This window comes from Bacillus timonensis (genome assembly GCF_000285535.1).
Classification (GTDB): domain Bacteria; phylum Bacillota; class Bacilli; order Bacillales; family Bacillaceae_L; genus Ferdinandcohnia; species Ferdinandcohnia timonensis.
Genome location: NZ_HE610988.1, coordinates 378749 through 401816 on the forward strand (window position 1 = coordinate 378749; position 23068 = coordinate 401816).

Sequence of the window (23068 nt, forward strand, 5' to 3'; positions counted from 1 at the left end):
TTTTTTGTTTGTTTTATTTTTGTAAAACCTTACGTACTTCATCAAATCCCGTTCCACCAGCACTTTTACGACGAGCTACGGCAGTGGCAGGTAATAATACTTCATAAATATCTTCTTCAAAAAGTGAAGATGACTCTTTAAACACTTCAAGTGGCAAATCACCTAAAAAGACTCCTTGTTCAATACAGGTCAATACTAGCTTTCCGACTACTTCATGTGCTTCTCTAAACGGAAGTCCCTTTGAAGCTAAATAATCAGCAAGCTCTGTCGCATTAGAGAAGTCCTTTTTAACGGCTGTTCCCATCACTTCCGTTTTCACCTTCATCGTTGACACCATTCCAGCAAAAATCTTCAATGATCCCTTTACGGTTTTTACTGTATCAAACATGCCTTCTTTATCCTCTTGCATATCTTTGTTATATGCAAGTGGTGTCCCTTTAAGGACGGTTAATAAGCCAAAAAGATTTCCATAGACTCTTCCTGTTTTGCCACGGATTAGCTCTGCCATATCTGGATTCTTCTTCTGTGGCATGATACTACTTCCCGTTGCGAAAGCATCATCCATTTCAACAAAATTAAATTCCTGTGAAGACCAAAGAATTAATTCTTCACAAAAACGTGAAAGATGCATCATAATCATGGAGCTATTGCTTAAAAACTCAATAATAAAGTCACGGTCACTTACAGCATCAATACTATTTTCATAGATTTTTTCGAAACCTAAAAGTTCTGCACTGTAGTATCGGTCAATTGGAAATGTGGTTCCTGCTAAGGCACCAGCCCCTAAAGGAGATACATTGATTCTTTTTAAGGAGTCTGTTAAACGTTCCTGATCACGCTCAAGCATCCAATAATAAGCCAACAAATGATGGGCAAATGAAATAGGTTGTGCTCTTTGTAAATGTGTGTAACCAGGAGCAATCGTTTCAACATGTTGTTCCGCTTGTTCCACGATTGCTTCTTGAAGTTCCTCAACAAGATGAATGATTTCATCAACCTGTTGTCGTAAGTATAAATGCATATCTGTGGCAACCTGGTCATTTCTACTTCGCCCAGTATGAAGTTTACCTCCAACTTGCCCAATCTCATCTATTAGCATTTTTTCGATATTTAAATGAATATCTTCGTTTGCAACAGAGAATTCTAAATCATCATTTTTGGCTTTTTCTAATAAGGTAAGCAGCCCTGACTTAATGGTATTTGCTTCTTCCATAGAAACGATTCCGCATTTACCTAGCATTGTCACATGGGCAATACTTCCTTCGATGTCTTCCTTCACCAATTCCTGATCAAAGGAGATAGATGCACCGAATTCATCTACCCACGCTTCCGCACTTTTGGTGAATCTTCCTCCCCAAAGCTTTTTCATACTTCAACCTTCTTACTGTTGTTTACAATACTATTAACCTTTGTTGGTAAGCCCCATAATGAAATGAATCCAACTGCTGCATGATGATCGAACTCATCATCAGAAGTATAAGTTGCAAGTTTCTCATCGTACAATGAATTTTCTGATTTACGTCCTTCAACAATTGCATGACCTTTAAATAGTTTTACACGAACAGTTCCATTTACATTTTTTTGTGTTTCTTTTAAGAAACCAAGTAATGCATCCTTCAATGGAGAGAACCAAAGTCCATTGTAAATTAATTCAGTAAGCTTTTGTTCGATTACTGGTTTGAAATGCGCAACTTCTTTTACAAGTGTAAGGTCTTCGAGTTCCTTATGTGCTGTAATTAACGTCATTGCACCTGGACACTCATAAACTTCACGAGATTTAATACCTACAAGGCGGTTTTCCACATGATCGATACGACCTACACCATGTTTTCCAGCGATTTGGTTTAATTCAAGAATTAATTCAGATAATGGGTACTGCTGACCATTAATTGTCTTTGGAACACCTTGTTCAAAATCGATTTCGATGATGTCAGGTGTATTTGGTGTTTCTTCAAGAGCTGCTGTTAACTCATATGCATCCGCTGGTGGAGCAGCCCATGGATCTTCTAAAATGCCACACTCATTACTACGTCCCCAAAGGTTTTGGTCAATAGAAAATGGGCTATCTAGATTGACTGGAATTGGAATATTATGCTTCTTCGCATACTCGATTTCTTCTTCACGAGACCAGCTCCACTCACGAACAGGTGCTAATACTTCAAGATTAGGATTTAATGCCTTAATTGAAACTTCAAATCGAACTTGGTCGTTGCCTTTCCCAGTACAACCGTGTGCAACGGCTACAGCATTTTCTTGTTCAGCTACTTCAACGAGTTTTTTCGCGATTAGCGGACGAGATAATGCAGAGACTAAAGGATATTTTCCTTCATAAAGGGTATGTGCTTGTAATGCGGCAAGCGCAAATTCATTTGCAAATTCTTCCTTCGCATCGATTACGTATGAAGATACAGCTCCAACTGTAATAGCTTTCTCTTTAATAAACGCAAGGTCTTTTCCTTCTCCTACATCTAAACAGCAAGCAACGACTTCATAGCCTTGCTCCTGTAACCATTTAACTGCAACACTTGTATCAAGACCACCTGAATATGCTAAAACAACTTTCTTTTTGCTCATGTTGTATCTCCCTTTCGAATATTAATTCATTTGTTTTTATATTTATACATTTATAATGTATTACTTTAGCAACTCTTTCTACTTTTTTCAATAGAAAACTAAAGAAAGTTTAAAAAACTTTTTACATAGATAATAAATTAGTAGTATTGTAAAATGATAGCAAGACCTACAAGGGGTGGTAATAATGGATTTTTTTCATTTTGATGACCGTCTTGGTATTCTTCTTCCGTATTTAGAAAAAGAGTGGGAAGAATATACAGTTGAAACACAACAGCATATTTTGTTCCATTGGGAAAAAATTAGAGGACATATTCCTGATCGTATTGCAGAAATTGAAACCATTATTAACGAAAAACAAGAACAACTCGGCAACGAACTTGATTTTGCGCGTTCATGTGAACTAAACAATGAAATCTCCGATTGTGCATCCATCATCAATGATTTATGGATTTGGTATAGAATGAATCAAGGAATATCTAAGAAAGTACATCATTAAGATATCCGCTATGTGCGCCCACCCATCGGTTTCAAGCATAAGATGAGAGCCGACAGAAGGCGTTTTTTACCTTTCAAAACGATTAGCTTAGACCCGAGATCCTTAAACTAGTCATAGAAAAGGTCTATCTTTTGATAAAGGGTTCAAATCATGGGTGCTTAATTAGTAAATGACATTAAAATGACGTGTGAATTGAACTGCCCCCTGTCAAGTAGACAGTGGAAATAATAAAAATGACCTAAGCGGCTTGAGCTCCAAATTCCAACGGGCAGAGGCCGTTTAGTCTTTTTTGATATCTATTGTGATTATAGAAATATATATACTCGTCTATTGCTTTTTTTCTCCAATCCTGAATAGTGGATATATTCACCTTAAACTTCTTTGCAAGTTCACTTAGTGTAAATAAACCATCCTCCCAAGCTTTTAGAACCTCATATTTATATTCTGCAGAAAAAGCTCTTTTGGACATAAAAAATACTCCCCTTAAGTATCCAGATTTTTATTTTTTAATCTGTCTACCTGAGGGGGAGCATATCATAATGGCACACGTCATTTTCTTTATTTACTAAGGCTTTTAACCTTTTTCTTCGTTTTTGACATTCATTAGTATGACAATCAAAAAGGGTAAAAGTGAGTCAAAATTTTTCTCAATTACAATAGTTTTTCGAGCACCTACCATATCAGTTGTGGGAACTGGCTTAGCACCCAGGCAGTTGAATAGACGGAGAGATTCCGCTTATTGACTCTAAAAACATGCATTAGAAAGCTTTTGCTTTGGATAACAAGAAAACCTCCACTTATTTAGCTCTATTCAAACCCCATTCCGAATTTAACCAGAAGACCTCAGCCTGTTTATTTTCATCAGTTCCTTATTAATTGCAAGACAACACACCAAGACAGATTTAATCGACAATTATGATGCCAAATTAACTGTCATTTCGGCACTTTTATTAAGTAAACTTCTTCAAAACAGAAGCCCTTAATCTTGAGATTAAATCTTTTTCATATCCTTTTTTATTTCACTTACAACATGGTCCAGTTCAGGCAAGATTAATTTATTCATTGCTAGCTTTACTGCTCCAGAAGAACCTGGAGTTGAAAAAATGGCAGTATCTTTACTTACACCGGCAATTGCTCTTGAGAGGATGGCTGCTGAGCCTATATCCTCCGTATAGCTTAGCATACGAAATAGTTCTCCGAATCCCACTATTTCTTTATCTAATAACTTTGAGATCGTTTCGATTGTAACGTCCCGTTTTGCAATTCCAGTACCTCCATTTGTTAAAACGACATCAATATCGTCTCTATCGCAACCCATCCTGACTGCTTTTTCGATATTATTCTCTTCGTCTTTAACAATTACATAGTCCAATACTTTATAGCCATTTTCTTCAAGAAGGGAAATCATTAATTGACCACTTTTGTCCGTTTCTTTTGTTCTGGTATCACTCACCGTGATAACTTTACAAGCAACATTGGATGGTCTTGATTTTTTATGTTCATGAACGCTCATTTTTTCTTATGACTCCTTTTCTTTCAACAAACGCAATCGGTAATAATTATGGGCAAAATCACTGACTTGTCTTGTAAGTTGATAATTCATTCCAGCACCAATTGCCATACTAATAAGCGGAATTCCTTGAATCACACGCTTCCGAAGAACTGAAATCGTAATTGCTTTAACAATATGTTTTAATGGGAGTTCAAGCCATGTTTCATCTGTTAAATCCTCTGAACCTTGATAAAAATATTGATTCTGAATGGTCCCATCTGCCTCATCAATCAGAGCTTCCCAACCTTGATAGCGCATCCTTTTTGGCAAAGTAGCTGCATGAAATACTTTTAAAGATGTCATCATTTCAAATGGTGTATTAACTTCATATCCATACGTCATCGCTATTAACTGAACAATACGAAGGTTTAGGACCGTTATTGCAGGTATATCCGTTCCTAGTAGAAGAAGTCCTCCCGTTCCAGACAATCCTCCGTGTGCAAAAGAGTAAAGGCGATGCTTTGCAATCTCATTTTCTGCTAGATATGTAAGTTGGTCTATCGTTAGTTCTTTTAAATCAGATATGTCTTCAATTTCTTGATTGAATATTCGTGCCGAACGAATCAGACGTACCCTTGCGTCCATTTGAAATTGTGAGCCCTGGAGCATTGCATGTAAATGAAAAAGCCAATTATCTAATTTTGAAAAGAACTCGGTCCTTATATTCTCTGGGATGAGATTTAGTGAGCTTTCAAGCCACTTATCATAGGTCATTTCAAAATCCGTTTGTTCATGATGCATTTGTTCTGACCATTTTTCAATCTCTGTTAGAATTTGTATTTCTCGTTCAGATAGCCCCATATTTATCCTCCGTTTCCACTATTCACTAAGTGTATTATACCATAAAGAAAAATTAGAATAATGATCCTAAACGAAGCGATTTGAACCCAAAAAAGGACAAACCCTTAAGAGTTTGCCCATTACATACATTATTTTGTTAAACGCATTACATCACGTGCAATCATTACTTCCTCATCTGTAGGAATAACAATTACTTTTACAGGTGAGTGTGGATAACTAATAAATGTTTCCTTACCTCTCACTTTGTTTAAAATTGGGTCCCAATATACACCCATGAATTCTAAACCGGTTAACACTCTTGCACGAATAGTATCACTATTTTCACCGATTCCTGCAGTGAAAATAATGGCATCAACGCCATGCATACGTGCTGCATATGAACCAATATATTTGTGAATTCTGCTCGCAAAGACTTCAAGAGCTAATTCTGCTCTTCTATTTCCCTCATTTGCTTCTTCCGTAATATCACGGAGGTCACTTGAGAATCCTGACACACCTAGCATACCACTTTCTTTGTTTAATACATTTAAAACCTCATCAGCTGTTTTACCTGTTTTTTCCATGATAAATGGAATTAACGCAGGGTCAATATTTCCAGAGCGTGTCCCCATTGTTACACCAGCAAGCGGTGTAAAGCCCATTGAAGTATCTATCGATTTTCCGCCCTCAATAGCAGCAATACTTGCACCATTTCCAAGATGGCATGATAAAAGACGAAGCTGTTCTATAGGTCTCCCCAATAATTCAGCCGCACGTTGTGAAACGTATTTGTGAGATGTTCCATGGAATCCATATTTTCTAATCCCATATTTTTCATAATAATCATAAGGTAGACTGTATAAAAATGATTTTTCAGGCATTGTTTGATGGAAGGCTGTATCAAAAACAGCTACCGCTGGAACATTCGGTAATACTTCATGGAACGCTCTAATACCGGTTGCATTGGCTGGGTTATGCAATGGTGCGAGTTCTGATAGCTTGTCTATTTCCTCAAGAACCTCTTCTGTAATAACTGCAGAGTCTGCAAAGGTTTCTCCTCCGTGGACAACCCTATGACCGATTCCATCAATTTCATCCAAGGATTTAATAATTTCTAATTCTGTTAATTTATCTAGCAATATTTTTACCGCTACTGCATGATTAGGAATTTCCGTTTCCGTTGTTATTTTTTCTTCATTTACAGAAATCGTAAAAATCCCTTTATCGAGACCAATTCGTTCGAAGATTCCTTTTGTTATTACTTCTTCACTTGGCATTTCAAATAACTGAAACTTTAGTGAAGAGCTTCCTGCATTTATAGCAATGATTTTAGACATATTGTCCGCTCCTTTATTATTACTATATGTAAATTTCACTCTACATTATTCTATGCAAAACGACACTGTTTCATAGACATCATTTTCATTTAAACATCGGTACTAAAACATTTCAAGGAGTATAATGGTTTGGTACCGTTTTCGCCATAAAGTTCTTATATTCTGATAACAGAAAGCGCTATTAAATAGAAAAAGGAGACCCCTTAAAAGGCCTCCAAAAAAAATTATTGTTTCATTCCATGTTTTTCTTGTTTAAACCATTCATCAATTTGTTGGATGATTCCAGACATGGCTGCCTGATTTGAAAATTTAGGTAAGTTCGCTAGTAACGCCTGTTTAGGTGCTTCTACTCCAGTACCTTTCTTCTGGATAATAAAAATACTTTTTGCGGACCTTTCATTTTTAAACAAGGACAACGGGAGTTGAAGCATTCCTTGAATGACTGAATGTTCTTTTAGGAAACCATTTAATTCCTTTGCATAATCACTCGTAAATAAATGATTTGGAACTAGGAAAAATAAGTATCCACCCGCTTTTGTATACTTTAGACTCTGCTCGATAAAAAGATGGTGTGCATATGAATGACCTTCTTTTGCCCGGAGTTCAAAATTTGCTGCCCCAACATCATTCGGATAATAGCCAACCGGTAAATCACAGACAACCACATCCACGGGATCAATGTATAGCGGCCCTAAACTATCTTGGTTGAAAAGTTGAATAGAATGCTGTTGTAGGTTGGCACTGACGTAAGCTACCTTGACTAATAAATCATCAACATCAATCCCATATGCTTCAATATCTTTTGATTGATTTTGATTGAGAACGGTTGTAAGTAAGTTTCCCGTACCTACTGCGGGATCAAAGATGCTGAATTCTTTCCAGCCTTCCGTAAACTTTGATACTAGATATCCCAAAAAGATAGAAACAGCATCTGGTGTCATTTCATGGTTTGGCTGTGTTGCTTCCTTCATCCCTTTTAAGGCCGCTAGCTGATAAGCTTTGCGTATTTCTTCAGCTGTACATTGTTTTAATTGAATATGACTATACTCTTTTTCTAAACGCTTTTTTGATATCTCACTTAGTTCTTCCTGCAAGATGGTATTTTGGAAGAGGTTTTCTCCTGTTTCTGCAACTGCCTCAAGGTATGTACATGATAATTCTTCTTTTAGAACCACTGCTGTATTATCAATAACTGTAAATAGTTTTTCAACTGTTGAAATTTGTGCCATTGTTTTACTCCTTTTTTGAACTCAATCAATTGTGCCTTGAATAAATTTGATATCTCTTTATTTTAAAAGAAATTTAACTGTAGTTCAACAAAGTAAAAAAGAATCCCAATAGAGTTTGGGATTCTCTTTTACGTTTACTATATTACTTCGCTGCTTTAGCAGCTTCTAGTGCTGCTTCGTAGTTAGGATGGTTTGTTGCTTCACTTACGTATTCTACATATGTTACTGTATCGTTGCTATCTACAACGAATACGGCACGAGCTAATAAGCGTAGTTCTTTAATTGCCACTCCATATGCTTCTCCAAAAGAAAGATCACGGTGATCGGAAAGAGTTTGAACATTTTCAATACCGTTTGCACCACACCAACGAGCTTGTGCAAATGGCAAATCAACACTTATTGTTAAAATGTTAACATTACCTAATCCTGCTGCTTCTTCGTTAAAACGACGTGTTTGTGCGTCACATACACCTGTGTCAAGTGATGGAACAACACTAATTAAACGAACAGATCCTTTTGAATCCGCAAGCGAAACTTGTGATAAATCATTTGCTAATACAGTAAAATCAGGAGCCTTGTCCCCAACCTTTACTTCATTCCCCAATAAGGTAACTGGGTTGTTTTTAAATGTGATATTTGCCATTTTTCCAAAATCCTCCTTCAAATTTTATGTACAGTGTAAATATATCTTTAATTACAAAGGATTGCAATGAATACGAATGAAAAAGCAAATCAAATATGCCTTGACGTATTTGCGCCTAGATTTTTTCGAGAAAGCTCGAAAATTTACCTTTGAAAATCTGTGGCATCCACCGGAGGCTTTTAGTTAATCGGACCGGGGGTAACCCTGCTGATTAACTAAAAAAGAGTCAACTGTTGGACAGCTAACTCTGTGTTAGATTTAGATATCGAAATCAGGTTTTTTATCCTGATTTTGCTGATCTTTATTATTCTTTTTTATCATTTGTTGAATTTTATCAACTGCCTGCGGTGCAAGTTCAAGTAGTTTTTCATACAAATGTGTACTTTCATCAAGATGAAGCATTTTAACACCATTTGCACTTACAATTAAAAATGCGATTGGTGTAATGGATACACCACCACCACTTCCTCCACCAAATGGTAATTTTGATCCCTGCTGTTGCTGTTGGTCTCCGCTTCCACCACCGCTATCTTTTCCACCCTCACCTTGTCCTTTGAATTCACTACCTCCTGCAGCAAATCCAAAGCCAACTTTTGAGACCGTTAAAATGACGCTCCCATCAGGTGTTTCAACAGGGTCGCCGATAATGGTATTGACATCAATCATTTGTTTTAAGTTTTCCATTGCTGTCTTCATTAACCCCTGTATTGGATGATCAGACATAACAAATTCCTCCTAACAATCTAAACTGATTTTTTATCTGAATCGGTTTCATTGAGCTTTGAGAGGGATGGGGATTTAAACTTCGGTAACCCCCCTCGCCACCTTTTAATCATTCTGATTCCTGCTACCATAGCATACCCGATACGAAAATGAATCATGCATCTTAGCCTTGTTTCGGAGACGGCTCTCTGGAATGAGGGAGTAATTGAATAATCAGGATCAGTTTTTAGACTGAGATAATGACTAATTACACCCACTATTGTCCCTTTAATGGACCATCCAATTCCTGTAATAACGCCTGTATGGGCGGCATCTCCAACACCTATATGGGAGTGCCATTCAAGTTTTGTAATGGATATTTTCTTTAGAAAACTTTTTAGAATTGGAACCATATCAACAACTCGTTTAACGAGTTCTTTTGTATCATGAATATTTGCTAGAAAATTTTTAACAGAGAATTTTTCCTTTTTCTTTTTTTATCAATAGGGATATTGGAGTTCTTTTCTTTTTTAAACACAATGCTTGGCGTTTCCTTATCAACAGCGACCATCGGGACATTAATTGTATATTTTATAAGTCCAAACCAAATGCTGAATTTCATTTTAATATGGTCATCATCCTGTGAGTGATTTGCTTCAATAAAGATTGTCAGCCTCGTTATCGCAACTAGAAGGATTAGGAGGGCTATGAATAAAAAAATAAATAAGAGCCACTTCATGACACTCACACCCTTTCAATGTTTCATTATCACCTACGAGAATGCAAAAAATACACAAAAAGGATGTCTTTGGTAGTTATCTAAAAAAAAGAGTGTCCATAATGGACACTCTTACAGACTGTTGACAAACGCTCGCATACTGCGTTGCTTGCCTCTCTCGTCCGCTCATGAAGACAACTTCTATTCGCGTCTTCGCTCATCTGCGCGCCTTGTCTGACAAGCGTTTTCAAGACAGTCTGGAAATTGAATTAATATTTAGATATCCTTAAAAATTCCTGTAGACAAAGTCAGTATTGACTTTGTCTACACTCTTATTTTGGTGCGTGTACAACTGTTGTATCTGATAACAGATCGTGAATACCTTGTTTTTTGGGTAGAAAAGCAACTATCAAATAGCCTATAAAAAAGAGCTTTGAGATGTAGCGGCCAATTAACTCCCTAAACAGAACAGTCCCCCAGGTTAGTGATTGCTCATCAAGTGATACAACCTTTATCCCAAACACCATTTTTCCTAATGTTTGGCTGAAAAACTTCGTCATTAAAACAAAATATAAATAAAAGACTATAGCAGTTGAAATCGATGCTGCACTAAACATACTACTCTCGGATAAAGGAAGATCGAGCGCCCGAAAGATTGGGTTAATCAGGATACGGTTGATACTACTAATCACAACTAGGTCTAGTAAATATGCCCAAAACCGCATCCAAAATCCTGCATAGCGAGGTATGGCTTTACCCACCAGACGTGTAGTATCGTCTTGAACAAGATTATTGCCTTGTACTTCTTCATGTGTTATATCCATATTCAAATTAGTCCCCCCTATTCTGCGTACAAATACATCATTCTTGGTGAATTTGGCTGTGATAATAAATGAACCAACGTTGCCATTTCAATATCTTCACTAAAGACTTTCTGCGCACTCATAGAAAATAGAGACCCAAATCCAAAATTGGTTGTATACTCCACAACTTTTATATTTCCAAGATCATAGTCCTTTTTCATCGCTTCAACTGTATCCTCAAAATATCCTAACTCATCGACTAAATGATTTTCCTTTGCTTGTCTGCCATCATAAATTCGTCCGTCTGCAATTTTCCGAACATCGGACTCTGACATATTACGGCCCTTTGCAATTACATCAACAAATCCTTGATAAGCATTATTAACCATCGTTTGCATTATTTCCCTTTCTTCTTCTGTCATTTCTCTGCTTGGAGACATGATATCCTTATATGGTCCACTTTTGATTGTTTCAAACTTTACACCGTATTTTTCTGCAAGTTCACTATAATTAATCCCTTGCATAATAACACCTAAAGAACCCGTCATCGTGTCAGGTGTAGCGAATATTTTGTCTGCAGGAGTAGAGATATAATAGCCACCTGAAGCAGCCATTGCCCCCATTGATACATAAATTGGTTTTTTCGTGGCCTCTTTAAGGTCTGTTAGCTTTTTATGTATTTCGGCACTTTCAACGACTCCTCCGCCTGGTGAATTAACTTTTAGAACAATGCCCTTTACTGTTTTATCTTTTTCTGCTTTTTCAATCATTTTTAAAAATGCCTGATGTTGATAACCAGCTGTTTGGAAGAAGGAAGTTACATCCTCTCCAGTATCCTGAATTACTCCATTTACATTTAAAACTACGATTTTATCGATTCCTTTACCTTCAATTACAACATTTTCAAGAAATTCTTCATTTGATGATGCAAGAAATTCATCTGAAAAACTGCTGAAGTTTTTCGAGGCTAAATTGGTTGCAAAATTAAAAAAGATTGAAAATACAAATATGACTGCAGCAATTCCTAATGCTGCCCACCGTTTCCCATTCATTGTTTTTCCTCCTATGGATAATATTCAAAAGTTGTTCAAAAATAAATACGAATTACACCCAAAATAGTTTCAATTAATTGTTAAACTTAAAGAAAAGATACATAATAGCTTTAATTGTTTACTCAATTTATATTCATTTAAAAATCGGTAGGAGGTATCTTTTATGGAACGTCGTAATCTCTATTTCTTTTATAGAAAAGAAGATAAACTAATTGAGTATGTAGAAAAACTATACAAAATTGCAAAAGAGCATCAATTTCAAGTTGTGGAAGATGCTGAACAAGCCAATATCATTGTCAGTATAGGTGGAGATGGAGCTTTCCTTCAAGCGGTTCGTAAAACAAATTTCCGCCAGGACTGTCTTTATGTCGGAATCTCCACAACAGGCGCTTTAAATCTATATTGTGATTTTCATGCAGATGAAATTGACAAAATGGTTGAAGCTATGTTAAATCAAAAAGTCGAAGTTCGCCGTTATCCAATCATTGAGGTGAAGGTGGATGACAATCCATCATTTTATTGTTTGAATGAATGTTCCATTCGTTCAGCAATTATAAAAACCTTGGTTTTAGAAGTTTATATTGACGATTTACATTTTGAAACATTCCGTGGCGATGGCATGATTATTTCAACCCCAACCGGAAGTACAGCGTATAACAAATCTGTGAGAGGTGCTGTCGTGGATCCCTTGCTTCCTTGTATGCAGGTTACTGAACTTGCGTCTTTAAATACGAACCAATACCGAACATTAGATTCTCCGTTTATTTTAAGTGGTACACGCAAACTTACATTGCGGGATATAGAGGATGGAAATGACTTCCCAACAATTGGAATGGACAACGAAGCACTCAGTATTCGAAATGTAAAACAAATTGATATCAAACTTAGTGATAAAAGAATTAAAACTGTGAAATTAAAAGATAACTCCTTCTGGGAGAAGGTAAAGCGAACATTTTTGTAAATGACACCCAAACAATGTTAGACCAAGCTAAAGGCAGCTTGGTCTTTTCGTTATCGTTCATACATCACTGTATTGTCAACAATTGTCATCAATACTTTTGTGGTAGGAATTTGATCTTCATGGATTTGAAAAATATCATTTTCAAGAACTGTAAAATCAGCTTTAAACCCAGGCACAATTTTCCCCATACAATTTTCTTTTCCAATTGCATATGCACTTCCTGTTGTATATAACTGCACTGCCTCGTAAACTGAGATTCTTTGTTCAGGCATGAAAACTTCTGCTTCACCTGTTTTTTTCCTGGTAACTGCTGCATGGATACCAAGGAGAGGTTCAACTGGTTCAATCGGAGCATCTGACCCACCAGCGCAATGGAACCCTTCTTCTAACAACGTCTTCCACGCATAACAATACTCCAAATTCTTTTCACCAACTCTTTCAACCACCCATGGAAAATCAGATACAACAAATCTTGGCTGTATATCAAGAATGACCGATAAATGTTTCGCGCGTTCGATTAAGTCTTTTCGTAAAATTTGCGCGTGAATCAGACGGTCACGTTGGTGTGGCAATGGTGGAAATTCTTCGATTGCATCTAGTACATATTCGAAAGCCAAGTCTCCAATTGCATGGACAGCTATAGGCATCTTATACCCTCTTGCCTTTTGAACAAGTTTTTTAAGCTGGTCTAATGAGTGTATGGCCACACCAGTTGTTTCAGGTGAATCATGATAAGGATGACTTAATAATGCTGTTCTTCCACCAAGTGAACCATCTACAAAAATTTTCATTGCTCCAAACTCAACAAACTCTCCACCATCCCCAAAAGAATAGCCTAAACGATGCATATCATCGACGGCTTCATGGTGAACCAAAAGATTTGTTCTAAATTTCATTCCTCCTTCATTGATTGTTTTTTGAAATCCTCTATAAGTCCGTTCAAATCCCCCATAATAATTTAAATCCTCTGTATGACCACCAACAAGACCTTGGCTTAGGCAATGTTTAAGCGATAAACGAAGGGCTTTTTGAATGTAATCTTCCGTAACCAATGGAATTGCCGCCTTTACAAGCTCCTGAGCTTGATCGAGTAAATACCCTGTAGCATGTCCATTTGTATCCCGTACAATAACCCCACCTTCAGGGTTTGGTGTATCATCTGTGATACCAGCCAATTCTAATGCTATTGAATTGACAACAACAGCGTGTCTGCAAATTCTTTTTAACATAAGCGGATTAGTAGGTGAGAGTTCATCTAGTTCCATTCTGTGAAAAATCTTTCGATCAGAAAGCAGATTCTCGTTCCACCCTTCTCCAATAACCCATTCACCCGCAGGTATATCTTTTATATGATTTTGTATGGCATTAGCAATTTCTTTGGAAGATGTCATGTTAGAAAAGTCTAGCTTTACCAGTTTTTCTCCATGTCCAATGAGATGCATATGACTATCCACGAACCCTGGTAACATTGTCTTTCCTTCTAAATCAATTATCTTTGTAAGTTGATGTTTATATCGATTTTTCAAATCATCCTTTGATCCTGTGTCAACAATGGTGCCATCATTCACGAAAACTGCTTCAACCACTTCGTGCTCTCGTTCCATCGTGTATATTCGACCACCTAACCATAAAGTTCCCATCATCCCACCTACTTTCTCTGACTTTACATGACTACTTTAATACGCAAAAGCAGATAGTAAAAATACTATCTGCATATTCTAATCCTTATGCTTTTGCTTTGGCTGTTTCTGCCTGTCTTAGTTCGATTCTTCTAATTTTTCCTGACGTTGTCTTAGGAAGGTCAGTCACAAATTCGATTTTTCTTGGATACTTATATGGTGCTGTCAATTGTTTTACATGTTCTTGAAGGTCTTTCACTAACTCAGCATTAGAAGCAATTCCTTCTCGTAATACGACAAAGGCTTTTACAATATTGCCTCGAATTTCATCAGGACTAGCAACAACCGCACACTCTTTAACGGACGGATGCTTCACGAGTGCGTCTTCAACTTCAAATGGCCCAATTGTATAGCCTGAACTTATGATAATATCGTCGGCACGTCCCTCAAACCAGAAATATCCGTCTTCGTCCTTTTTCGCTTTATCTCCTGTAATATAGTAATCTCCTCGAAATTGCATAGCTGTTCTTTCAGGATCCTTGTAATATTCCTTAAAAAGAGCTGGCGTGTTTACATGGACACCAATATCCCCTACTTCACCAATTGCGCAGGGCTTTCCATATTCATCGACAATTTCAACATCGTTACCTGGTGTTGGTTTACCCATTGAGCCAGGTTTAATTGTCATTCCTTTTAAAACACCAACTAATAACGTATTTTCTGTTTGTCCATAACCATCACGTACATTTATGTTAAATTCTCGTTTGAAGGTGTCGATTACCTCCCGATTTAAAGGCTCACCTGCTGATACAGCACTATGCAAATCAGGAAGGGAGTAATCTGCTAAATTTTCTACCTTGGCCATAAGACGGTATTCGGTAGGTGTACAGCATAATACATTAATCTTATATGAACTTAATAACTGCAAATATTTATTTGGTTCAAACTTTCCAAAATATACAAATCCAGTTGCACCACTTCCTAATGTTGATAAGAATGGACTCCAAATCCATTTTTGCCAACCAGGTCCCGCAGTTGCCCAAACAGTATCTGACTCACTAATGCTTAGCCAAAAAGGGGCTGCTGTTTTTAAGTGTGCATATGCCCAACCATGTGTATGAACAACCCCCTTAGGATTACCGGTTGTCCCAGATGTGTAGGATAAAAAGGCCATGTCATTCTTGCTTGTTTCTACAGTTTGGAATTTATCAGAATATTTTTCCATTTCCTCTTCTAAGGAAATCCAACCTTCCACATTATCTCCAACCACAAATTTATGAATTTGTTCAATATGATTGATGGATAAAAATTGCTCACAATATGGGTAATAGCTAATAACGGCTTTTACATCTCCATGTGTGATTCGATATTGAAGATCTTTTGTACGTAGCATTTCTGAGCTTGGAATAACAACTAACCCAGCTTTTAATGCTCCTAGATAAACCATATATGCTTCTACTAGACGAGGAATAATGACTAATACTTTGTCACCTTTGTTAAGGCCATTGTTTATAAAGGTATTTCCAATTCGATTTACATTTTTGAAGAGGTCTTTATATGTAATTTCCTTTTTGTTTCCCTGCTCATCTTCCCATTTTAGGGCAATCTTCTTGGGGTCATTCGCATACTTTTCAATTTCCTGAACCAAGTTATATTGTGCAGGTGCAAGTAAATCTTCTCTTTTCATAATAATTCCTCCTCCGGTTATTATATTCTAATTATATAAAATAACTTAAACGATTTGGAAGAGGTTTTGTGAAAAAATTATGACCTGGTGATAATATCTGATTCCAACTTCTTGTAAAACAAAAATAAAGGACGGGTAATCCCGTCCTTGTAGCCATCTATTTATTATTTTTTAGAAGTTACCTCCGCCCATGCTTTGTTGAGCGAAAGATACTAAACGCTTAGTGATTTCTCCACCAACAGATCCGTTTGCGCGAGAAGTTGTGTCTGCACCAAGGTTTACACCAAACTCTTGAGCAATTTCATATTTCATTTGGTCGATTGCTTGTTGAGCACCAGCTACTAGAAGTTGATTGCTATTGTTGTTGTTTGCCATGTGACTTCACCTCCTTGTGAGTATATATTGTGTAAAATCACATGGCACAATTCATATAAATCACTGGTAAATGTTCACAGCAAAAGAATGATTATCTATTAGAACAGTTCTTCTATTTCTTCTTTCTTGGAACCATCAATTGTAAGTACTTCTGTTTCATTCACTGCTTTTTCGATTAGACTTTCAAAATCTGTGTAACTTTCATAATGGGTTACTTTTTCAAGCTTTGGTCTTGTTTTCGGGGCAGCAGGTGTAAATATCGTACAACAGTCTTCATATGGTCGAATCGAAATATCATGAGTGTTAATTTTTTTAGCCAAGTTTATAATATCAAATTTATCAACTGTAACAAGTGGTCGGATAATTGGGGTATTCGTAACATTGTTTATTACATGCATGCTCTCCAATGTCTGACTAGCTACTTGACCAAGACTTTCCCCAGTTATAATCGCAAGTGCATTGCGCCTTCTTCTGATTTCATCGGTTATACGTAGCATCATTCGTCTAGTTGAAATCAATGTATAATTTTCCGGTATCTGCCTTTGAATCGTTGTCTGAATCTCAGTAAAAGGCACAATATGCAGCTTAATCGTGCCCGAAAACTCAGTAAGCTGCTGAGCAAGATCAATTACCTTTTGGCGCGCACGGTCACTTGTATAGGGAGGACTATGAAAATGAACAGCTTCAAGCGTTAATCCCCTATTCATTGATAAATAGCCAGCAACAGGACTATCAAGACCTCCGGAAAGCATAAGCATCGCTTTTCCACTTGAACCAACCGGAAGACCACCTAAACCTCGCTCATCTTTAAAAGTAATATAGGTTGCTTCCTTACGAACCTCAACACGAATATTAATATCAGGGGTGTGCACATTCACATAGACTCCCCGGGTGTTCTTTAAAATATGCCCTCCTAATTCATGATTTAACTGATTGGAGTCACACGGAAAGTTTTTATCTGAACGTCGTGCAGATATTTTAAATGATTTTCCTTCATGTTCAAGTTGCTTGAAAGCTGTTAAGACACCATCTTTTATTTTTTCTATTTCACTTTCAACTTTTAATGCAAGGCTAAAGGACTGAATGCCAATGATATTTTTAAGAACTTCATTAATTTCTTCATGCGGTTCTCCATTTAACCTTATATAAATACGATCTCGTGTTTTTTCATACTTTAGTCCTTCAAATTTAGTTAACTTTCTTGCAATATTATTTACAAGTTTGTTTATGAAGAGATTTCGATTTCGGCCTTTTGTCGTGATTTCACCAAATCTAATTAAAATATGATCATATTCCATTTCGTTCCCCCATTACATTTTTTAATTTCTTCATTGATTTTTCAATTGTACTGATTAAAATCGACACTTCGTCCAATTGATTTTGATGGGATATACTGATTCGAATTGAACTATTCGCCAAAACCTTAGGTACTCCCATTGCAAGCAATGTCTTACTTGGTTCATTTTTTTTGGATGAACATGCAGATGTAGTAGAAACGTAAATCTCCTTTTCCTCTAATAAATGTACGAAAACCTCAGGCTTTAAACCATCAATTGAAAAATTGATGATATGCGGAGCACTGTTTTCCTCAGGTGTGTGTATCTTAATTCCCTTCATCATTGTTAAATTTTCAATAATTGTTTTTTTGAGCCCTATAAGGTGTTTCATATATTTCTCTCTATTTTCCATCGTCAGCCTTAATGCTTTAGCAAGAGCAACAATACCAGCAACATTTTCTGTGCCAGCCCTTTTTTGCATTTCTTGGTCGCCACCAGCGATTAAAGACTTCATTTTTACACCTTGACGGACGAAGAGAATTCCTGTTCCTTTCAGTCCATTAAATTTGTGGCCTGAAATCGTACATAGGTCAAGTCTTGCTTTATTAAAATCTAAATAAGTTTTACCTATTCCCTGCACATGGTCAACATGATAGATAATCTTCGGATACTTTTCCAAAAACTTTCCAATCTCTTCAATCGGCTGAACTGTCCCAACCTCATTGTTCACATGAATAATGGAAACCAAAATTGTATCTTCACGGATTGATTGTTTTAAGCTATCTAACGATATAACACCATTTTCATCTACCGGAAGATAGGTAATTTCAAAACCAAGCTCCGTTAATTGATTGCACGCTTCACTGACAGAAGGATGCTCGATTGATGTTGTAATAATATGTTTTCCTCGATTGCTGTACTGTAGCGCAATTCCTTTTATCGCGAGATTATTCCCTTCTGAGCCCCCAGATGTAAAAATAATTTCCTGAGGTTTTACATGTAAAAGAGAGGCAATCTGGGACCGAGATTGGCTTAATAGCTTTTCAGCTTGTCCGCCAAGTCCATGAATAGAAGAAGCGTTACCGAAATAGTTTTTTGACACTTTCATATAAGTTTCTAAAACATCATCAAATGGTTTTGTTGTTGCACTATTATCTAAATAAATCATCCAATTACCCCTATTACGCACTTATTTGCATCAAAATGATACCATACATTTATCAAATTAAAAAAGGAAAAGGACCCCAGTTAGAGGTCCTGTACTTTTTTGTTTCATTCACTTTCGTCTTCAAGCAGTACTTCAATCTTCTTCAGTGCACCAGGATCGACATTTTCTATAGCTGTTGCAGCTTGTTCCAATGCTAACGCATAATCATAGTTCCTAAATGAATTTTCTGCTTCAAGTAAACTTACCGCAATTTTAGGATGTCGGCTGCGATATCGGTTACCATACTGAATGACTTTTTCTGCAAGATATACTTGCTCTATCATTTCTTCTGTATTCTTATGTGTTTGAGAAACTAAGTCGAGTGCATTTTGCAAAGCTTCATTCACTGATTTCATATTAAGCGGTTTTTCCTCAAGTGTGGACATAACCTGTGTTAAAGACAATTGTGTTTCCGACACGAGTTCAGAATATTTTACAGGTAGTCCAGGAATATTGCTTTTAGAAATGAGTCGTTTCGCATCTGCAAGCTGTTTCTTCATTTCTGAAATTTGATCTCTCGCATGGAGCTCATCCTTGCGAAGAGTCTTTAACATTTCCGAGTATTGTAAATGTTCTTCCTTCACATCTTGAATTTTTCCATATACTTCTTCAAGTTCGGATCGAATTAAAGAGTAGGCAACTTGTTCTTCATCAAGCTTGACCTGAATGGATACATATTGCTTAACAAGCTGCTTAATTTGTTTTACGATATTACGGTGCCTTTCAAGATCATGGTCATTTAAATGGTAGCTTTGCTGAACAAAGGCTGTTTCCTCCTCAGTTTCCTTACTACCTTCTATTAAGTCTTCCAGGTCTTGTTCGACCTTTTCAACCTCAGTTTTGACAAACTGATTTGCCTTTACCTCTGCTTCTAATAAGTCATAGATTGTGTCGAGTGATTCTCGTGTTTCATCAATCCCCGTTTTCACGTCATCTAAATTTAATTCTTCAATTAAAGTGATATACTGTGTTAGTTGTTCTTTCATTCTTTCGATTTCTTTTTCAATTTGATGATGTTCTAAAGAGTATCCTTCCAACACCATTTGGCTATATCCTTCAGAAACTTCATTCAACTGGTTTGGAATTGAACTTTGGCATTCATGTAATAAATGAGGAATCTCATCCATTTGCTGTTTGGTAACGGTCAAAGCATCCTTTATGAGGAGAACAATTTCCCTTGCTTCAAAATAATTCCCGTTTGTGGTTGCTTCTTCATACTCTTTAAATTTTCCATATATACCTTCTAGCTTATTTTCAAGCATGTTTTCCGCACTTCCAAAACTATGTCTGTGCGCAAGTAAACTCTTTTTTAAGTCTCGATATAATTGGTTTAATTCATCAATCTCAACACGGTTCTTTTCCTCACTGCCAACTAAATCCTTTAGTTCATCTAAAATGACAACAATATTACTTTCAGCATCATTTAAAATGGCCTCAATTTGAGCAAGTACTCTTTTAGCTTTTCCAAAACGATATTTATCCGCTAAGTCCTCAGCATCAAATAGTAATTCCTCTACATCTGGAAGTGCGACTGTAACAATTTCATCCCATTGTTTTCGCCATCGCTCAAATAATTCCTCCGTTTGCCCTGTCATGTTTAGCTCTTTTACCTTGGCTATTTCATCAGTAACGGGTCGATTCATCATATCTATTTTCCAGGCTTCTAACCTATCAACATCTGTATATATCTTTTTTCTTGAATAAAAACCAAAAATGGCAACTACAGCTACTACTACGATTATGCCGATTATGATTTCCATAATATGGCCTCCTTGCTCCAACAATCAATCTCGTTCAAGACATTTATGTATATTTATTGATTTCTATAATAAATTTTAATCAAATGTTTTTATAATGTTTTTATAATGTATTTATGATACCATGTAAACGACAATTTTTGACTAAAACTTTTAAAATTTTTTACAAATTTTATAGAAAATGAGGGATTTGTCGATGAAAGCTGATGGTCATATCCATACACCATATTGTCCACATGGTACAAAGGATGCATTTGAGGATTATATTGCGCGTGCACTTCAATTAGGATTTGATGAAATTTCATTCACAGAGCACGCACCACTTCCTACGCGATTTGTCGATCCAACTCCTCAAAAAGACAGTGGCATGAATGCAAACGAGATAGAAAATTATTTTTCTGAAGTAACAAAACTTCAAAAAAAATTTGCCTCAGAAATTAAAATTAATATAGGCTTAGAGGTTGATTTCATTGAGGGTTATGAGGAAGACACAAAAGCTTTTTTAAACGAGTATGGTCGATTTTTAGATGACAGCATTCTCTCTGTTCACTTTCTGCAAAATCAAGAACGTTACTACTGCCTTGACTATAGCCCCGACATGTTTGAAACCATGATTCATGACTTTTCATCTGTAGAAGCGGTTTATGAATCTTATTATCGTACATTAGAACGTTCTATTTTAGCAGACCTTGGGAAGTTTAAACCAAAGAGGATTGGACATATAACACTTGTTCACAAGTTTCAAAAAAAATTCCCTATCTCTATTGATTTTAATGAAAAAATACAAACAATCTTAGATAAAATTGCCGAACAAGGATTATCCTTGGATTATAATGGTGCTGGAATAAACAAGCCTCTCTGTAAAGAAGTTTATCCACCTGAAAAAATTATTAAAGAGGCAATAAAACGAAAAATCCCTCTTGTCTATAGGTTCCGATTCCCATAGTAGGAAGGATTTAAATCAAGGGTTTGATGCTCTATATAAAGATGCAGTAGTAGTATCACCAACTAAATAGTAACCTGTAACGGGGTCACTCTACTTTTTACTGTTTGAGCTTGTCTGCATATTGTCGTATTAACCCATTTCTCTATTTCATGGCAATATTGTTCACTTACATAGTGTTCATAAGGCATTAAATGTAGAACCTCTGACATATATTGAGGATGTAAATAAGGCATAGACAGCATAGCCTTCAATTGCATAATTGCAAATGGAATCGGAATAAGGGTAAATTCCTGTTGTTTAATGCCTGTTTCAAAAATAGCTTGAAAATAGTATTTCTCTTTCGTCAAATAGGTGGTCATGATTTCTCGAATTAAAGTGGTATCAAAGGTGATCTCCCTTTGGACAAATCGTGATAAGTGGCGATTGTTTTTTTGATATTCCATTATGCCTCTAATGGCATGTAATAAACATTCTCTTGCCGTTCTATTATCCAATTCAATGTAGGCTTGTTCGACAATTGTCAAATATCCCTCTAGGTAGGAAGAAACAAGCTGTTCTAGTAAACCTTCTTTATTTCCAAAGTAGTAGGAGATATTGGCAACATTACAATTTGCTTTTTTTGCAATTTCACGCACTGTTGTTCCATCAAAGCCTTTTGTATTAAATAAGAAAACGGAAGATTCGATAATTTTTTGTTTCATGCTTTTATTTTTCATTAATCAACCCACCTTACCCTTAATATTGTATAGTTTTCGCTATGCATAAGCAGAATCCTTTAAGATTTTATCGACAAGTCACGCGCTATAAGTTATTATTTGATATAATTTATGTAGGAAATACTCATAAGGAGGGGAACATTCATGTTTCATGTCGAACAATATGAAGGCAATAAAGCAAAAGACTATAATCTTGTAACAAAACAGCTTCAAGCTTTACTTGAAGATGAACCAGATCAAATTGCTAATTTAGCAAACGCATCTGCATTACTTAACCAATTTTTAAAGAACATTAATTGGGTTGGTTTTTATATCAGAAAAGGCGATGAGCTTATTCTTGGACCATTCCAGGGCTTACCGGCATGTGTGAGAATTCCAATGGGACGTGGAGTTTGTGGTACAGCAGCACAAAACGTAAAGACTGAAAGAGTAGCAGATGTTCATTTATTCCCTGGTCATATTGCATGCGACAGTGCTTCCCAATCTGAAATTGTTGTCCCAATTATGAAGAATGGTGAAGTATTTGGAGTATTAGATATCGACAGTCCAATCAAGGAACGCTTTGATGAAGTGGACCAACAGTGCCTTGAAGAATTTGTGAAGGTTTTAGAAAAACACATATAAAAAGCATAAAAAG

General features: G+C 36.4%; 24 protein-coding genes. 4 read left to right on the forward strand and 20 right to left on the reverse strand.

The genetic code is table 11. The features are described 5' to 3' along the window. Positions 1-13: 13 nt before the first annotated feature. Together argH and BTHG_RS19455 are read right to left on the reverse strand one after the other, a co-directional pair. On the reverse strand, positions 14-1369 hold the full coding sequence (argH, locus tag BTHG_RS19450) for an argininosuccinate lyase (protein ID WP_010678417.1): 1356 nt from the start codon (positions 1367-1369) through the stop codon (positions 14-16). Continuing rightward, complete coding sequence (locus tag BTHG_RS19455; protein ID WP_010678418.1) at positions 1366-2574, reverse strand: argininosuccinate synthase; 1209 nt, start codon at positions 2572-2574, stop codon at positions 1366-1368. Before BTHG_RS19455 ends, argH begins: the two co-directional genes overlap by 4 nt. A gap of 184 nt (positions 2575-2758) precedes the next feature. Between BTHG_RS19455 and BTHG_RS19460 the strand changes: the two genes are divergently transcribed. Beyond that, positions 2759-3070 (forward strand): hypothetical protein, encoded by a 312-nt coding sequence (locus BTHG_RS19460; protein ID WP_010678419.1) that lies wholly within the window; start codon positions 2759-2761, stop codon positions 3068-3070. Positions 3071-3308: 238 nt separating this feature from the next. On the opposite strand, the gene BTHG_RS27845 is transcribed toward BTHG_RS19460, so the two are convergent. The 11 genes from BTHG_RS27845 to sppA form a co-directional block, all read right to left on the reverse strand. Next, complete coding sequence (locus tag BTHG_RS27845) at positions 3309-3539, reverse strand: IS3 family transposase (RefSeq protein ID WP_010678420.1); 231 nt, start codon at positions 3537-3539, stop codon at positions 3309-3311. Between the two features lie 522 nt (positions 3540-4061). After that, entirely contained in the window at positions 4062-4583 is a 522-nt protein-coding gene (locus tag BTHG_RS19470; RefSeq protein ID WP_010678421.1) for a MogA/MoaB family molybdenum cofactor biosynthesis protein, read from the reverse strand. A gap of 6 nt (positions 4584-4589) precedes the next feature. Next, a complete protein-coding gene (locus BTHG_RS19475; protein ID WP_010678422.1) occupies positions 4590-5423 on the reverse strand; it encodes an EcsC family protein in 834 nt (277 codons plus the stop codon). Between the two features lie 128 nt (positions 5424-5551). After that, positions 5552-6739, reverse strand: coding sequence for an acetate kinase (locus BTHG_RS19480; protein ID WP_010678423.1), 1188 nt, complete (start codon positions 6737-6739; stop codon positions 5552-5554). Between the two features lie 224 nt (positions 6740-6963). Continuing rightward, on the reverse strand, positions 6964-7968 hold the full coding sequence (locus BTHG_RS19485) for a class I SAM-dependent methyltransferase (protein WP_010678424.1): 1005 nt from the start codon (positions 7966-7968) through the stop codon (positions 6964-6966). Positions 7969-8110: 142 nt separating this feature from the next. Next, positions 8111-8611: a thiol peroxidase gene (gene tpx, locus BTHG_RS19490; RefSeq protein ID WP_010678425.1), complete on the reverse strand. Its 501-nt coding sequence runs from the start codon at positions 8609-8611 to the stop codon at positions 8111-8113. Between the two features lie 258 nt (positions 8612-8869). Further along, positions 8870-9334: a GerW family sporulation protein gene (ytfJ, locus tag BTHG_RS19495; protein ID WP_010678426.1), complete on the reverse strand. Its 465-nt coding sequence runs from the start codon at positions 9332-9334 to the stop codon at positions 8870-8872. Between the two features lie 20 nt (positions 9335-9354). Further along, a complete protein-coding gene (locus BTHG_RS26005) occupies positions 9355-9726 on the reverse strand; it encodes a DUF2953 domain-containing protein (RefSeq protein WP_010678427.1) in 372 nt (123 codons plus the stop codon). 44 nt (positions 9727-9770) lie between these two features. Then, on the reverse strand, positions 9771-10052 hold the full coding sequence (locus tag BTHG_RS26010; protein WP_010678428.1) for a hypothetical protein: 282 nt from the start codon (positions 10050-10052) through the stop codon (positions 9771-9773). A gap of 311 nt (positions 10053-10363) precedes the next feature. Beyond that, positions 10364-10855, reverse strand: coding sequence for an RDD family protein (locus BTHG_RS19505; protein WP_042342354.1), 492 nt, complete (start codon positions 10853-10855; stop codon positions 10364-10366). A 17-nt stretch (positions 10856-10872) separates the two neighbouring features. After that, positions 10873-11886, reverse strand: a complete 1014-nt coding sequence (sppA, locus tag BTHG_RS19510; protein WP_010678430.1) for a signal peptide peptidase SppA — start codon at positions 11884-11886, stop codon at positions 10873-10875. Positions 11887-12049: 163 nt separating this feature from the next. Between sppA and BTHG_RS19515 the strand changes: the two genes are divergently transcribed. After that, positions 12050-12847: an NAD kinase gene (locus BTHG_RS19515; protein ID WP_010678431.1), complete on the forward strand. Its 798-nt coding sequence runs from the start codon at positions 12050-12052 to the stop codon at positions 12845-12847. 50 nt (positions 12848-12897) lie between these two features. Here BTHG_RS19515 and BTHG_RS19520 read toward each other — a convergent pair whose 3' ends face one another. From BTHG_RS19520 to ezrA, 6 genes are all read right to left on the reverse strand, one after another. Further along, on the reverse strand, positions 12898-14487 hold the full coding sequence (locus BTHG_RS19520) for an amidohydrolase (RefSeq protein ID WP_010678432.1): 1590 nt from the start codon (positions 14485-14487) through the stop codon (positions 12898-12900). Positions 14488-14572: 85 nt separating this feature from the next. Next, positions 14573-16153, reverse strand: coding sequence for an acyl-CoA synthetase MbcS (mbcS, locus tag BTHG_RS19525; RefSeq protein ID WP_010678433.1), 1581 nt, complete (start codon positions 16151-16153; stop codon positions 14573-14575). 171 nt (positions 16154-16324) lie between these two features. Then, positions 16325-16528, reverse strand: coding sequence for an alpha/beta-type small acid-soluble spore protein (locus tag BTHG_RS19530; protein WP_010678434.1), 204 nt, complete (start codon positions 16526-16528; stop codon positions 16325-16327). Positions 16529-16626: 98 nt separating this feature from the next. Next, positions 16627-17826, reverse strand: a complete 1200-nt coding sequence (thiI, locus tag BTHG_RS19535; RefSeq protein ID WP_010678435.1) for a tRNA uracil 4-sulfurtransferase ThiI — start codon at positions 17824-17826, stop codon at positions 16627-16629. Next, positions 17816-18973 (reverse strand): cysteine desulfurase family protein, encoded by a 1158-nt coding sequence (locus BTHG_RS19540; protein WP_010678436.1) that lies wholly within the window; start codon positions 18971-18973, stop codon positions 17816-17818. The genes thiI and BTHG_RS19540 overlap by 11 nt, the downstream gene beginning before the upstream one ends. Before the next feature lie 104 nt (positions 18974-19077). Further along, positions 19078-20772 (reverse strand): septation ring formation regulator EzrA, encoded by a 1695-nt coding sequence (gene ezrA, locus BTHG_RS19545; protein ID WP_010678437.1) that lies wholly within the window; start codon positions 20770-20772, stop codon positions 19078-19080. 193 nt (positions 20773-20965) lie between these two features. Between ezrA and hisJ the strand changes: the two genes are divergently transcribed. Then, positions 20966-21715 carry a histidinol-phosphatase HisJ gene (hisJ, locus tag BTHG_RS25455; protein ID WP_010678438.1) on the forward strand — a complete coding sequence of 250 codons (750 nt, stop codon included), beginning with the start codon at positions 20966-20968 and terminating at the stop codon, positions 21713-21715. Positions 21716-21777: 62 nt separating this feature from the next. Here the strand turns inward: hisJ and refZ are convergent, their stop codons facing one another. Next, a complete protein-coding gene (gene refZ / locus BTHG_RS19555; protein WP_010678439.1) occupies positions 21778-22431 on the reverse strand; it encodes a forespore capture DNA-binding protein RefZ in 654 nt (217 codons plus the stop codon). Positions 22432-22575: 144 nt separating this feature from the next. Between refZ and BTHG_RS19560 the strand changes: the two genes are divergently transcribed. Continuing rightward, positions 22576-23055 (forward strand): GAF domain-containing protein, encoded by a 480-nt coding sequence (locus tag BTHG_RS19560; RefSeq protein WP_010678440.1) that lies wholly within the window; start codon positions 22576-22578, stop codon positions 23053-23055. Positions 23056-23068: the final 13 nt, after the last annotated feature.

Coding starts and splice junctions, on each gene's coding strand:
- argH (WP_010678417.1), bottom strand. CDS start 1,369: ATGAAAAAGCTTTGGGGAGGAAGATTCACCAAAAGTGCGGAAGCGTGG.
- BTHG_RS19455 (WP_010678418.1), bottom strand. CDS start 2,574: ATGAGCAAAAAGAAAGTTGTTTTAGCATATTCAGGTGGTCTTGATACA.
- BTHG_RS19460 (WP_010678419.1), top strand. CDS start 2,759: ATGGATTTTTTTCATTTTGATGACCGTCTTGGTATTCTTCTTCCGTAT.
- BTHG_RS27845 (WP_010678420.1), bottom strand. CDS start 3,539: ATGTCCAAAAGAGCTTTTTCTGCAGAATATAAATATGAGGTTCTAAAA.
- BTHG_RS19470 (WP_010678421.1), bottom strand. CDS start 4,583: ATGAGCGTTCATGAACATAAAAAATCAAGACCATCCAATGTTGCTTGT.
- BTHG_RS19475 (WP_010678422.1), bottom strand. CDS start 5,423: ATGGGGCTATCTGAACGAGAAATACAAATTCTAACAGAGATTGAAAAA.
- BTHG_RS19480 (WP_010678423.1), bottom strand. CDS start 6,739: ATGTCTAAAATCATTGCTATAAATGCAGGAAGCTCTTCACTAAAGTTT.
- BTHG_RS19485 (WP_010678424.1), bottom strand. CDS start 7,968: ATGGCACAAATTTCAACAGTTGAAAAACTATTTACAGTTATTGATAAT.
- tpx (WP_010678425.1), bottom strand. CDS start 8,611: ATGGCAAATATCACATTTAAAAACAACCCAGTTACCTTATTGGGGAAT.
- ytfJ (WP_010678426.1), bottom strand. CDS start 9,334: ATGTCTGATCATCCAATACAGGGGTTAATGAAGACAGCAATGGAAAAC.
- BTHG_RS26005 (WP_010678427.1), bottom strand. CDS start 9,726: ATGGTTCCAATTCTAAAAAGTTTTCTAAAGAAAATATCCATTACAAAA.
- BTHG_RS26010 (WP_010678428.1), bottom strand. CDS start 10,052: ATGAAGTGGCTCTTATTTATTTTTTTATTCATAGCCCTCCTAATCCTT.
- BTHG_RS19505 (WP_042342354.1), bottom strand. CDS start 10,855: ATGGATATAACACATGAAGAAGTACAAGGCAATAATCTTGTTCAAGAC.
- sppA (WP_010678430.1), bottom strand. CDS start 11,886: ATGAATGGGAAACGGTGGGCAGCATTAGGAATTGCTGCAGTCATATTT.
- BTHG_RS19515 (WP_010678431.1), top strand. CDS start 12,050: ATGGAACGTCGTAATCTCTATTTCTTTTATAGAAAAGAAGATAAACTA.
- BTHG_RS19520 (WP_010678432.1), bottom strand. CDS start 14,487: ATGGGAACTTTATGGTTAGGTGGTCGAATATACACGATGGAACGAGAG.
- mbcS (WP_010678433.1), bottom strand. CDS start 16,153: ATGAAAAGAGAAGATTTACTTGCACCTGCACAATATAACTTGGTTCAG.
- BTHG_RS19530 (WP_010678434.1), bottom strand. CDS start 16,528: ATGGCAAACAACAACAATAGCAATCAACTTCTAGTAGCTGGTGCTCAA.
- thiI (WP_010678435.1), bottom strand. CDS start 17,826: ATGGAATATGATCATATTTTAATTAGATTTGGTGAAATCACGACAAAA.
- BTHG_RS19540 (WP_010678436.1), bottom strand. CDS start 18,973: ATGATTTATTTAGATAATAGTGCAACAACAAAACCATTTGATGATGTT.
- ezrA (WP_010678437.1), bottom strand. CDS start 20,772: ATGGAAATCATAATCGGCATAATCGTAGTAGTAGCTGTAGTTGCCATT.
- hisJ (WP_010678438.1), top strand. CDS start 20,966: ATGAAAGCTGATGGTCATATCCATACACCATATTGTCCACATGGTACA.
- refZ (WP_010678439.1), bottom strand. CDS start 22,431: ATGAAAAATAAAAGCATGAAACAAAAAATTATCGAATCTTCCGTTTTC.
- BTHG_RS19560 (WP_010678440.1), top strand. CDS start 22,576: ATGTTTCATGTCGAACAATATGAAGGCAATAAAGCAAAAGACTATAAT.